The sequence below is a fragment of the Bacteroides sp. HPS0048 genome, assembly GCF_964240755.1.
Lineage (GTDB): Bacteria > Bacteroidota > Bacteroidia > Bacteroidales > Bacteroidaceae > Bacteroides > Bacteroides nordii.
Genome location: NZ_CAXSVC010000009.1, coordinates 1 through 14,047, shown reverse-complemented (window position 1 = coordinate 14,047; position 14,047 = coordinate 1). Strand labels below are relative to the sequence as shown.

General features: G+C 40.4%; 7 protein-coding genes. 4 read left to right on the top strand and 3 right to left on the bottom strand.

Annotated features, from left to right (window positions below; translation table 11 throughout):
- Positions 1–40: 40 nt before the first annotated feature.
- The gene (locus ACESQI_RS09145; RefSeq protein ID WP_373125860.1) at positions 41–2,485 is read right to left on the bottom strand and encodes a glycoside hydrolase N-terminal domain-containing protein; all 2,445 of its coding nucleotides are present in this window, start codon (positions 2,483–2,485) and stop codon (positions 41–43) included.
- 215 nt (positions 2,486–2,700) lie between these two features.
- Here ACESQI_RS09145 and ACESQI_RS09140 point away from each other — a divergent pair, with 215 nt between their 5' ends.
- Together ACESQI_RS09140 and ACESQI_RS09135 are read left to right on the top strand one after the other, a co-directional pair.
- A complete protein-coding gene (locus ACESQI_RS09140; RefSeq protein ID WP_373125858.1) occupies positions 2,701–4,152 on the top strand; it encodes an arylsulfatase in 1,452 nt (483 codons plus the stop codon).
- A gap of 66 nt (positions 4,153–4,218) precedes the next feature.
- Entirely contained in the window at positions 4,219–8,160 is a 3,942-nt protein-coding gene (locus ACESQI_RS09135; protein ID WP_373125856.1) for a response regulator, read from the top strand.
- On the opposite strand, the gene ACESQI_RS09130 is transcribed toward ACESQI_RS09135, so the two are convergent.
- Together ACESQI_RS09130 and fsa are read right to left on the bottom strand one after the other, a co-directional pair.
- Positions 8,157–9,323, bottom strand: a complete 1,167-nt coding sequence (locus tag ACESQI_RS09130) for a mechanosensitive ion channel family protein (RefSeq protein WP_002561133.1) — start codon at positions 9,321–9,323, stop codon at positions 8,157–8,159. The two genes, ACESQI_RS09135 and ACESQI_RS09130, sit on opposite strands and share 4 nt — an antisense overlap.
- A gap of 61 nt (positions 9,324–9,384) precedes the next feature.
- Positions 9,385–10,041, bottom strand: coding sequence for a fructose-6-phosphate aldolase (gene fsa / locus ACESQI_RS09125; RefSeq protein WP_002561134.1), 657 nt, complete (start codon positions 10,039–10,041; stop codon positions 9,385–9,387).
- A 224-nt stretch (positions 10,042–10,265) separates the two neighbouring features.
- On the opposite strand from fsa, the gene ACESQI_RS09120 reads away from it, so the two are divergent.
- Positions 10,266–11,810, top strand: a complete 1,545-nt coding sequence (locus ACESQI_RS09120) for an arylsulfatase (RefSeq protein WP_007486417.1) — start codon at positions 10,266–10,268, stop codon at positions 11,808–11,810.
- 787 nt (positions 11,811–12,597) lie between these two features.
- Positions 12,598–13,740, top strand: a complete 1,143-nt coding sequence (locus tag ACESQI_RS09115; RefSeq protein ID WP_373125854.1) for an OmpA family protein — start codon at positions 12,598–12,600, stop codon at positions 13,738–13,740.
- Positions 13,741–14,047 lie beyond the last annotated feature (307 nt).

Here is a 14,047-nt window from a genome sequence, read left to right as displayed (position 1 = left end):
TCACTAATCACTCATCACTAATCACTCATCACTTCACTCATCACTCCCTCCTAATTTTCCCCCCTTCTCCTACAATCTTGTAACTCTGTCCTTTCTGAGTTTTGAATGAGAGAGTTTGGTCACCATATTTAATAGTACAAGGTGTTCCGGCTTTTGATGTGACAGTTGCTTCTTTTAGTTGGTTATTTTCCCAGGCGATAGAGACCTCAAAATTACCTTTGGCACAAATGCCATTGATTGAACCTTCTTTCCAGGCATCAGGAAGTGCCGGCAACAATTGAATAAATCCCATATGGCTTTGTACCAACATCTCTGTAATGCCTGCTGTCCCTCCGAAGTTTCCATCAATCTGGAAGGGAGCATGAGTATCCCACAGATTATCTAAAGTTCCGTTCTTTAATAAATTTCCGAATAACATATAGGCGTGATTTCCATCTTGTAACCTTGCCCATTGATTTAACTTCCACCCCATACTCCAACCGGTAGCACCATCACCACGGTGTTGCAATACTACTTTGGCAGCCTGAGCCAATTCCGGAGTCGTAATGGGAGATAGAGTATGTCCCGGGTGTAACCCGAATAAGTGGTTAACGTGGCGGTGTTTGTCGTCGGGATCATCAATATCTGCTGACCATTCCATCAGTTGTCCGTATCGGCCAATCTGATAAGGAACCAGGTTCTTTAATATATTTTCCCATTGTTTGCGCTCTTTTGCGTCTACTCCTAATATCTTACTTGCTGAAATAGCATCTGAAAGGATTTCCCGTACGACTGCATGTACGAAGGTAGCTCCTTGATCCACCGGACCATGTTCCGGAGAAGTAGAAGGGGCTGCTGTATATGTTCCATCCGGTTTATGCCACAAGTAGTCAGCAGTGAACTGTGCACTACTTTTTATCAGTGGATATCCTATTTCTGAAAGAAATTTTTTGTCGCGCGTATAATCATAATATTCCCAGATGTGTGTAGCCAGCCAGGGGCCGGCCATTGGGTTGAAGTTCCACTCCATCTGTTCACTGGATAGGGGAGCGGTGAATCCAAAGATGTTTGCAGAAATAGAAGCCGTCCATCCACGTGCATTAAAATACGCCTTTGCTGTTTTTTCTCCGGGTTTCACTAATCCACGTATAAAGTCGATTAGAGGTAACATACATTCGTCCAGATTGGTAGAACAGGCAGGCCAGTAGTTCATCTGGATGTTAATGTTGTTATGATAATCTACCCTCCATGGGCCATCCAGGTTATTGTGCCATATACCTTGCAGGTTTGCCGGCATATTTCCGGGACGTGAACTGGCTATCAGCAGATAACGTCCGTATTGATAATAAAGTTGTTCTAAATAGTAGTCCGGGGTTCCCTGGCGATAATGCTTCAGCCGTTGATCAGTAGGTAGGTCTGCAATGGGCATTTGAGGGTTCAGACTCAATTTCACACGGTTGAAGAGTGCGGTATAGTCATTTTGATGGCGAAGGTAAAGTGCTTCGTAAGTCTTTGCTTCCGCTTGCTTCATCATGTTTCGGGTAGTTTCTGCCGGGTTATTTCCCACATACGTTTCCGGAGTGTTGAAGTCCGGGTTAAAGTTCATTTTATAATCCGTATCGGCTGTGAGTAGAAAGACAACTTCGTTTGCATCTTTTATCACGAGTTTTCCGTTTTCAACTCTTACTGTTCCTCCTTTGTTTATGGCGCGGAACCGAAGTGCAAACTTCATTTGATTGTTATTTAGCTTTCCGGCGTAGCAAAGACCGTTTGTTCCATCTGCTTCTATCTTTCCTTGTGCCTCAGTATTGGGACTGTAGCTGAATGTGAGATTTTGCATTCCCGGTTTATCCGCAGTAAATCTCATCACCATCACACTGTCCGGATAAGAGATGAAATAGTTCCTTTGATATTTAATTCCGTCTTTAAGGAAACAGACTGTTGCCATGGCTGAATCCAATGACAAAATACGTTTGTAATCACTCATGCCGATTTCACTTAATCCGGTTTCCACATATACCTCTCCCATGGTAGTGAACGAACCGAAGCGGAAAGGAGTCTCGTCCTTTTCTTCATAAGCTGCCAGACCATTAAAATTTTTGCGGGTCAATGTCTCTGCCTGTTTTTGGTCACCATCTGTGAATGCCTGGCGTATCTCTTTTAATATTGGTGCCGACTGTTTATTTACATTCCAATAATAGTCTGCTCCGCCGGAAGTATTTGGTCCGCCCTTCCATAGGGTCTTTTCGTTTAATGTAATACGTTCGGCAGCAATAGAACCCATAATATTGGCTCCAAGACTACCGTTTCCCAAAGGTAGTGAACTTGTTTCCCAGGCTTTATCCGGGTTTTCACCTTTACCATCGGCTCTTTGCCAGATAGCGCGTCCGTCAAGGTTGTTGGGAGTATCAAACCAGATGGAAAGAGAGGGAGTGTTATCAGGCTTCTCTGCGCGGGCACCTACAATGAATAGGGCAGCCAGAATAGATAAATAGAGCTTTTTCATATAAATATGATTAATAATTTAGCAAAGATGATTATTCAATTGTAATAATAACGTGTGATTTATTTTCTTAGTATCAGGCTTTCTTTGAAAAACGGATAATAAAATCCGGATAGGACGACTTTAGACAAATTCGAACATATCAAAAGACAAAAATGGAAAAGCCTTTTCATAGAAAACCTTATCTTTGTGACGAAAATCTTAAATATTAGTACATAATGAGAAACAAAATTTTATACGGAAGTGTATTACTTATCGGTTTTTCCGGAATTCAACCGGGCTTTGCACAGAAAAAGAAATCAAAAACTCCCCAACGTCCTAATGTTGTTTTTATTCTGGCTGATGACCTGGGTTACGGTGATCTGAGCTGTTACGGGCAAGAAAAATTTGATACTCCCAATATCGATCTGTTAGCTCAGAATGGAATGCGTTTCACGCAATGTTATTCCGGTACAACGGTCAGTGCTCCTTCACGATCATGCCTGTTGACAGGTACTCATAGCGGTCATACAGCTATCCGGGGAAATAAGGAATTAAATCCCGAAGGGCAGTTTCCTTTACCGGCAGACTCCCGTACTATTTTTCATTTGTTCAAAGATGCAGGTTATGAAACCGGTACGTTTGGTAAGTGGGGATTAGGATTCGTTGGTTCCACAGGTGATCCTAATAAACAAGGCGTCGATCATTTTTATGGTTATAACTGTCAGTTACTGGCTCATAGTTATTATCCCGATCATTTATGGGAAAACGATCAACGTATTGAACTCAAAGATAATGTGTTGGAAGTGGAATATGGCAAAGGAACCTATTCTCAGGATTTGATTCATTCTAAAGCACTTTCTTTTTTAGATAACAGGAAGCAGGAAGAACCTTTCTTCTTGTTTTATCCTACTATCATTCCACATGCCGAACTGATTGTACCCGAAGATAGTATTATAAATAAATTTCGTGGTAAATTTCCGGAGGTTCCATACAAAGGCTTTGAACCCGGAAGCCCGGCATTTCGTAAAGGAGGGTATTGTACTCAACTCAATCCCCGTGCTACATTTGCTGCAATGGTCTATCGGCTCGATGTATACGTTGGCCAATTGGTACAAAAGCTGAAGGATAAAGGAATATACGATAATACGATTATTATCTTCGCCAGTGATAACGGGCCTCATAGAGAAGGGGGAGCCGATCCGGATTTCTTTAATAGTAATGGTATCTGGCGTGGTTATAAGCGCGATTTGTATGAGGGAGGAATTCGTGTTCCTATGATCATTTCCTGGCCGGGACATATCCAGGCGGGTACGGAAACAAATTTTATGTGTTCTTTCTGGGATCTTATGCCTACTTTTGAAGAGCTTTTGAATCCAAAAGCTGCTGTCAAAGAGATGGATGGTGTGAGCATGCTTCCTTTGCTTGAAAATAGAAAAGGACAGAAAGAACATGAATACCTGTATTTCGGGTTTCAGGAACTGAATGGGCGTCAGGCGGTACGCAAGGGAGTGTGGAAATTAGTGCACATGAATATCCGTGGTGAAAAGCCATATTATGAACTTTATAATCTGGCGGCAGACCCTTCTGAGAAGTATAATCTACTGAATAAATATCCGGAAAAGGCAGAAGAATTGAAAGCTATCATGCTGGAAGCTCATACGGATGATCCGAATTGGCCACTCTTTTAATACTCTTTTTTTGGTAAAAGAGAAAGAAACGTTTATTTTTGCCCTGATCACATACGAATCTTACTTATGAAAATATCTAATAACTTTCGTCTCTTTTGTTTGATAATAGGCTTGTTTCTTTATTCTAATGGTTTGAAAGCCAGTCATTATTATTTCAAACAGATATCCTTAAATGAGGGTTTACCCTCTACGGTGCGGTGTATTTATGCCGAAAAGAAAGGATTTGTATGGATCGGGACAAAAGCTGGTTTGGGCCGTTTCGACGGGCATGAGTTAAAACGTTATATACATCAGTCTGACAATCCCAATTCATTACCTCATAATCATGTTCATCAGATTATGGAGGACAGTCTGCATAACATTTGGATTATGACAGATAAAGGGATAGCCCGTTACCGACGCAAAAGCGATGATTTTGATGTTATTAAAAACCGGAACAATCAGAATATAATAGTTAATGCTTCATGTAGAATAAATCAGGGGATCTTGTTTGGTGCACGAAATAAAATCTACTTTTATAGCTATAAAGATGATTCCTTCACTCTTCTTCAGGATTTTACTTCCGATACTCAATTCTCCATTTCGTTTATTGGCATGTGGGATGCAGAAACACTGCTTTGTGCCAGTCGCTGGCAAGGTGTTTTACTGCTTAATCTCCGTTCCGGACAAGTAACTTCTCCTCCTTTTGATTGTGGCAAGGAGATTATGGAAATAATGATAGACTCCCGGCAGCGTATTTGGGTGGCTCCCTATAATAATGGAATCCGGTGTTTCTCAAAAGACGGTACTTTACTGGCCTCTTATACAACTCAGAATTCTCAACTCAATAACGATGTTGTTCTGTGTATGACCGAAAGAGATGATCATCTCTGGATAGGGACCGATGGGGGAGGAATTAATATATTAGATCCCGAATCAAAAGAAATGTCTATTCTTGAGCATATTCCCGGTAATAGCTATTCCCTGCCTGTAAATTCTATTTTATATCTGCACAATGATGTCAATAATAATATGTGGGCAGGTAGTATCCGGGGTGGTCTGATCAATATTCGTGAAATATCGATGAAAACCTATACGGATGTAGTACCAGGGAATGATGACGGGTTAAGTGATAATGCTGTTCTTAGTCTATACCAGGATTCTGTATCCGATGATATATGGATTGGTACGGATGGAGGTGGTCTGAACAGATTAAATCCTGAATCAGAGAAATTCCGGCATTATCCTACTACCTGGAAGGCTAAGGTTGCCTCTGTTACCGGCTATACGCCTAATGAATTGTTACTTTCTCTTTTCTCCAAAGGATTGTTTGTCTTTAACAAATCGACGGGAACTCTCAAACCGTTGGTCATTGACAACGAAGAAATAAACAATCTGCTCCGGTATAGTGGGAAGACAGTAAATGTTTGTCAGGTATCTTCGGGTTCTGTGCTATTGCTTGGCTCTCATATTTACCGGTATGATATCGCTTCCGGAAAGGTTGAAGCAGCTATCGAAGAGGAAGGAAGTGATTTGGTCGGGACAATTCTTCCGGTAGCCCATGAAGCAGAGGTAAGTTATTTTTGTGATCTGAGACGAATTTACGTATTAAATCACTCTACTAATAAGCTACATACGGTGTATACCTGTGGCAAAGATACGCTTATCAATGCCGTATCACGGGACGAACGTGGTGTCTTCTGGATTGGCAGCAACCAGGGGCTGAGCAGTTATAATCCGGAAACCCGTCAGTACAATCATTTACCTACCTCGCTTTTTGGTGAGATCACCTCCATAATGTGTGATCAGAGAGGTAAAATATGGATAGGTGCGGACAATATGTTGTTTGCATGGCTTGTCAATGAAAAGAGGTTTATTCTGTTTGGCGAATCGGACGGAGTTTTTATAAACGAATATTTGTCTAAACCCAGACTGATTTCTACCCGGGGAGATATTTATATGGGTGGCATCAGAGGACTGTTGAGGATAGACAAGAATTTGCCGGTAGAAAGTTCAGAGTATCCACAAATGCAGTTGACGGATGTACTGATTAACGGAGAGTCGGTAAATGATGCGTTAAGTGCAAATCCCACCGGTATTTCCGTATCCTGGAGCAGTAAGTCTATTGCGGTTCGTGTAATGTCTTGTGAGAAAGATATTTTCCGTCAGAAAATATATCGTTACCAGATTGTCGGATTGAATAACCAGTACATTGATTCCTATAGTTCGGAGTTAGTCATTCGTTCGTTACCTCCCGGAGATTATCGGATTATGGCTTCATGCAGTACAAAAGACGGAAACTGGACTCCTTTACAACAAGTTTTGAGTTTGACCATATTACCACCGTGGTATCAGACGTGGTGGTTTATCCTATGTTGTATATTACTTGTATCCGGTGTCATTATTCAGGTTTTTCTGGTCACTATGCGCCGTAAAGAAAACAAGTTAAAGTGGGCGATGAAAGAGCATGAAAAGCAAATGTATGAAGAAAAAGTACGTTTTCTTATTAATATTAGTCATGAACTTCGTACGCCATTGACATTGATACATGCACCACTCAATCGTATTTTGAAATCTTTGGCACCTACAGACTCCAATTATGTTCCGCTTAAAGGAATTTACAGGCAGTCACAGCGTATGAGAGACTTGCTTAATATGGTGTTGGATTTACGAAAAATGGAGGTTGGAGTCAGTAAGTTGCAGGTCTACCCACAGCAGTTGAATGACTGGGTGTTAGAGGTTTCTGCCGATTTTATAAGTGAAGGAGAAGCACGGAACGTACATATACGCTATCAGTTGGATGAACAGATTACAGTGGTTAGTTTTGACAGGGAGAAATGTGAGATCATTCTTACCAATTTATTGATTAATGCCTTAAAACATAGTCCGGAGGGTGGTGAAATTTTGATTCAAACGCAGCTGCTGCCGGATGAGCAGTCGGTTCGCGTTTCCGTAGCCGATCAGGGTTGTGGATTGAAACAGGTAGATATACATAAACTCTTCACCCGATTCTACCAGGGAAGTGGTGAAAGGAATGGTACGGGTATTGGTTTGTCTTATTCCAAAATATTGGCAGAGCTGCATGGAGGTAGTATTGGTGCCAAAGACAATGATACAGCTGGTGCCACTTTTTTCTTTGAACTTCCGCTTCAGGTAGTATCAGAGGAGATTATTTGTCAGCCCAAAGCCTATCTGAACGAATTGATAACGGATGATAACGAAGAAAAAAATACAGAAACAAATACTTTTCAGACGAAGGATTATTCATTGCTTGTAGTAGATGATAATCAGGATTTGATTGATTTCCTGAAAGATACCATGAAAGTACACTTCAAGCAAGTATATACTGCTGCAGATGGTGTAGAGGCTTTGGAAATCGTTCGGAGGTACCAGCCCGACATTGTAGTCAGTGATGTGATGATGCCACGTATGAACGGATATGAACTCTGTAAACAGATAAAAGAGAATATTGACATCAGCCATATACCGGTTATTTTGCTCACTGCACGTGATGACGAACAAAGTCAGTTGCACGGATACAAGATTGGTGCAGATGGTTATCTGACCAAACCGTTTGAGGAAGAAATGTTATTGGAACTGATTCGCAGTCGTTTGCGCAACAGAGAGCAAACTAAAGTACGTTATCTCAATGCAGGGTTATTGCCGGCACCGGAGGAAAGTACTTTCAGCCAGGCAGATGAAACTTTCCTTCTGAAGCTGAATAAAGTTATTGCAGAAAATCTGGATAGTTCAGTACTGGATATTGCATTTCTCTGTAAAGAGATGTATATGAGTCGCGCTACATTGTATAATAAGCTGAAAGCCTTGACGGATATGGGAGCCAATGATTATATCAATAAGTTCAGACTGGAAAGGGCAATACAGCTTATTACTACTACTGACCTCAACTTTACAGAGATAGCAGAGCGTACAGGATTCTCTACCTCACGTTATTTTAGTACAGCGTTCAAGCAATACACAGGAGAGACACCTACTCAGTATAAAGAGAGCCATAAGCGGACCTCTTAATCTGAATATTGATATACTTTGAGTTCAAACTTCGGAACCATTGCGAGCAGATGGTCGAAGATATCAGACTGGATTCGTTCATATTCTTTCCATATCTTGTTGCGGGAAAAGAAGTATACCTGGATGGGTACACCATATTCGGTTGCTTCTTTCTGGCTGATAATCAGGTCCAGGTCCTGATTGACTACAGGCAGGCTGCATAGATAACGTTCTATGTAGACGCGGTAAACTTGTGAGTTTGTAGGTATTACCCCTTCTTCCGGTTGGTAGTCGGCCAATAAAGGAATCTCTTTCCGAAAGTTATCCAGCATTTCCGGGGTACAGAACTTCAAAGTGGTGAGGTCGAGTGTGATATTCTTCATAACACGCCGTCCACCCGATTCTACCATTCCACGCCAGTTTTGGAACGGGTTACTCACCAAACTGTATGGAGGAACTGTAGAGATGGTATTATCGAAATTCTGAATTTTTACGGTATTCAATGTGATTTCCTGCACCACTCCATTGGCATTTCCTGAAGGGAGAGTGATCCAGTCGCCCAAACGTACCATATCGTTGGCAGAAAGCTGAATACCTGCTACAAAACCAAGAATTGTATCTTTAAATACCAACATCAGAATGGCTGCCGAAGCACCTAATCCGGCAAACAGGCTGGCAGGAGATTTATTAACGAGGATAGCAATCATGATAATACCACCAACGAAGAAGAGAAGAACCTGTAATACCTGGATGAAGCCTTTCATCGGACGATTTTTCGCTGTCGCTTTCTCTGTATATACATCCAATATCATTAGCAGAACTCCGTTCAGAGCGAGCAATAAAGACATGATAATGTAAATAGCACATATCTTTTGCGAAATGAGCAGTAACTCTTTTCCTCTGACGAAAGCCATCGGAAGCAGTGCATATATCAATATGCCTGGAATGGTATGTATGAGGTTATGAAATACACGTCGTTTCATCAATAATGTATTCCATACATGGGGAGAGTGCTTGGTGTACTTCTTCATCCCGCCAACAAAAATACTTTGGCAGAGATAATCAAGCCCCACAGCAATACAAATCATTAAAACAGCGATAATAGCCTCATCGAAAGTGTTAGCTATCTTTGGGTCTACTCCCCATCCGATGAGAATCTTATTCATCCAATTTCCTAAGTCCATAGTTATATCTTGTTTTTATTAAGTATAACGGCAGACTCAGGAAATTGTTTGGCCCGGATTTTTATCCGTTTACCTTTTTATAGTCCTCCAGAAACTTTTTGAGTCCGGAATCTGTCAATGGATGGTTGAGCAACCCCTTGATGGCGCTTAGCGGACAAGTGGCTACATCTGCACCGGCCTCTACACAGTCCATAATATTTTTTGTACTGCGTATGGAGGCAGCCAGTACCTGAGTTTTATAATTATAAAATCTGTACATTCGTACGATTTCGGCAACTAAGCCTACGCCATCTTCACAAATATCATCCAGCCGACCAACAAAGGGAGATACGTAGGTAGCTCCTGCTTTGGCTGCCAATAGTGCCTGCCCGGTGGAGAAGACCAGTGTACAGTTGGTACGGATACCCTTTTCTGTAAAATATTTAATAGCCTTAATACCTTCGGCAATACAAGGCACTTTTACTACAATATGGGGATTGAGTGCTGCAAGTTCTTCACCTTCGCGAATCATTCCTTCGTAATCGGTGGCTATCACTTCCGCACTTACATCACCGCCTACAATATTGCATATTTCAACATAATGTTTACGTTGATTTTCGGTACCTTTGATTCCCTCCTTTGCCATGAGCGAAGGATTGGTAGTAACTCCGTCGAGCACTCCGAGTGCATATGCCTCGCGTATCTGCTCCAGATTGGCTGTGTCGATAAAAAATTTCATAACTTATATAGTTTTAGTGATTAACTATCTAACGTCCAAAGATAAGTATTTGTTTATCCATTTCCAAGATTATCAAAAACAACCTTTCTCTGTTTCCAAATTTGTCTATCAATATGTCCATAAACGTCTTTTTTTTCATTGTACGGAAAAAGTATTGACTGATATAGGATGTAAATCTCTTTGTAAATGACGATATTTGTTTCGGAATCTAATATTAATTAATTATGGAAAAAAGATATTTTGTACTTCCTCTTGTTTTAACCCCTTGTCTGGCTCAACAGATTGTTGCGCAAAATAACGAACCTCAGCGTCCCAATGTAGTTTTTATTTATGCCGATGATATTGGTTTCGGTGATTTCAGTTGTAATGGTGCAAAAACGATCCACACTCCTAATGTAGATCGTGCTGCTGCCCAAGGTGTGCGTTTCACCAATGCACATAGCGCGGCGGCTACGAGTACCCCTTCCCGTTATGCTATGCTTACGGGCGAATATGCCTGGCGTAAAGCCGGAACAGGTATTGCCGATGGTGACGCTGCTTCAATCATCCGGCCGGAACGTTATACTATGCCGGATATGTTTAAGCAAAGTGGCTATGCAACCGGAGTGGTAGGTAAATGGCATCTTGGGCTGGGAGATAAGGGAGGCGAACAGGATTGGAACAAACCCTTGAAACCGGGTACTAATGATATTGGTTTTGATTATTCGTTTATTATGGCTGCCACCGGTGATCGTGTGCCTTGTGTATTTGTAGAAAATGACCAGGTGATCAATCTTGATCCTGCCGATCCTATCCAGGTGAGTTACAAAAAGAACTTCCCGGGTGAACCTACCGGTAAGAATAATCCGGAGTTGTTGGTTATGCACCCTTCGCACGGGCATGATATGAGTATTGTCAACGGAATCTCCCGTATCGGGTTTATGAAAGGTGGAAAGTCGGCACTTTGGAAAGATGATAAAATAGCCGAAACACTGACCGGAAAAGCTGTATCTTTTATTGAAAAGCACAAAGATGGTCCCTTCTTCCTTTATTTTGCCACACAAGATGCTCATGTTCCTCGTGTTCCCGGAGCACAATTCGTAGGTAAGAGTGGCATGGGGCCTCGTGGCGATTGTCTATTGGAATTTGACTGGAGTGTGGGTGAGATCCTGAATACTCTTGAAGAGTTGGGATTGGATAAGAACACATTGGTCATTATTTCCAGTGATAATGGGCCTGTGGTTGACGACGGTTATAAAGATCAGGCCGTAGAACTGTTGGGCGATCATAAACCCGGAGGTGAATATCGGGGTGGTAAATACAGTATTTATGAAGCCGGAACACGTGTTCCTTGCATTTGGAGATGGCCGGGACAGATTAAGCCGGGAGTATCCGATGCATTACTTTGCCAGATTGACTGGTTTGCTACCTTTGCCCAGATGTTGAATCAGGCTCTTCCCGAAGGTGCAGCACCGGACAGTCGTCCAATGAAAGCTGCCTGGATGGGAAAAGAGAAGAAAGGACGTGACTATCTGGTATTGCAGAATGCACAAAACAACCTTTCTATTACAGACGGGCGTTGGAAATATGTCCGTCCCGGTAAGGGCCCTGCTTATAATAAGACTGTGAATATCGAATTGGGTAACAGTATGGAACCACAATTGTATGATTTGAAAAAGGATGTCGGTGAAAAGAATAATCTGGCAAAAGAGCAGCCCAAACGCGTACAACAGTTAAGTACTGAATTGGAAAAAGTGGTAGATGGGCGATATGGATTGCCGCTGTACTGAGATTGCTATTGATTTGAATAGAACATATCTTTAATAAAAAGGTTCCCCGTGATGGGAGCCTTTTTATTTTTTCTAAAATTTTGTTTCAATGTATCGTTATAAGATTATTGCTCAAAATAATTAGAGAAGTAACTTAGTTGTTAAAAAAGTAAGTATGGATTTTTGTATAAATAAGATATAAAATGATATTTGAATGTTGTGGTTAGTATAAATAGCTGATTATTAGTTAGAATAGAGGCGCTGTTTCATTGGGTTTAAGAGCGTACACTTTTCATTGTGTTAACTGTACACTTTTGCTATGTGAAAGTGTACAAGTTTGTGTATCAAAAGTGTACATTCTTGCATAATAAAAGTAATTGTTAATATTAAATGTTAATAATGTGCTTTATTTTAACAGATAATTCATTAATGAACTATAACTTTAACCAGTGTTTGATAGATAGTTGATTTATCAAAACAATGATTAAATACAAGTAGATATAAGTATTCCTACAGTATATAAGGGTGCTTCTGCACCTCCTTAAAAATAAAATAGATGTTAATTTCGTTTTAATCTCCCGAACCAAAATTAAATATATTGTGTTTTTTAATATGAAAACGATATCGAATATTGTTTTAAATATTGAATTAAAAAGAAGGTTTGATTTCTTAAACTGAAACAATGTATCTGCTTGAAAATGTATTAGATATATATGTTGTAAGTATATAGGATTAACCTTCATAAATAAACTTTCAACATGAAATGTACGATATGTTTATTTTATAACCAACTTAACGTATTTTAATTATGAAAAAATTTATTATTGTATCTGCTTTTGCACTGGGAGCATTTACAGCAAATGCTCAGACAGGCGAGACTGCTCTTCAGGGAACTAAATTTGGTGATAACTGGTCTATAGGAATTAATGCTGGTGCTGTGACACCTCTGACTCACAGTTCATTCTTCAAAGATGCTCGTCCAGCTTTCGGATTTGGAATAACTAAGCAACTTACCCCTGTTTTTGGTTTGGGTATTCAGGGTATGGGATATGTGAACACCACTCAAAGTAAGACAGCATTTGATGCTTCTGATGTCAGCTTGTTAGGTAAAGTCAATTTGATGAATCTGTTTGGGGGATACCAGGGAAGTCCCCGTTTATTTGAAATTGAAGCTTTGGCTGGTATGGGCTGGCTACATTATTATATGAACGGTCCTGGAGATCAGAATTCCTGGTCTACTCGTTTCGGCATGAATTTAAACTTCAATTTAGGAGAGGCTAAGGCATGGACATTAGGAGTAAGACCAGCTATTGTATATGATATGGAAGGCGATTTTAATACAGCAAAGAGCCGCTTTAACGTAAATAACGCTGCTTTTGAACTGACGGCCGGAATCACTTACCATTTTATGACAAGTAACGGGACACATCATTTTACGAAAGTCAAACCTTATGATCCTGCTGAGATAGCCGATCTGAATTCTGCTATTAATGATCTTCGTTCACAGGTAAACAACAAGGATAACCAGTTAATTAATGCCAACCAGCAAGTCAACGAGTTACAAAGTGAGCTAAATGAATGTCGTAATAAGGTTGTTCCTGTTGAAACGGTTGTAAAGACCAGTCGGATTCCTGAATCTATCATTACTTTCCGACAGGGAAAATCAGTCGTTGATGCATCGCAGTTACCCAATGTAGAACGAGTAGCTTCTTATATGAATAAGCATGTGAATACAACTGTCGTTATCAAAGGATATGCTTCTCCTGAAGGAAATCTGGCATTCAATGAGAAACTGGCAAAAGCACGTGCCGAAGCTATTAAGACTATTCTGGTGAAAAAGTATAAGATTGATGCTGCACGAATTACGGCCGAAGGTCAGGGGATTGGTGATATGTTCTCAGAACCGGACTGGAATCGCGTAAGTATCTGTACGATTGATGAATCGAAATAATCTCTGAAAAGGAAGATTACATAAAGCTGTATAAACTTTAGATATACTATTATTTTGTTCGGAATCTATCTATTCTCCTGATAGGTGAATAACGAAAATAGATGCAACAAGAAAATTAATCATGCAAAAGAGTGCAAAAATATGCATCTTGTTTCGTATATTTTGATTCTATTTGAATATATATTCTACTTATCCCGGTGTCATATCTCTCTTATGATGTCGGGATAAGTTTTTTCCTCTACCATTATCTTTGCCATGGAAAACATAGTTCTTTATGAACGTTAATAAGAATAAATTTCTTAATATT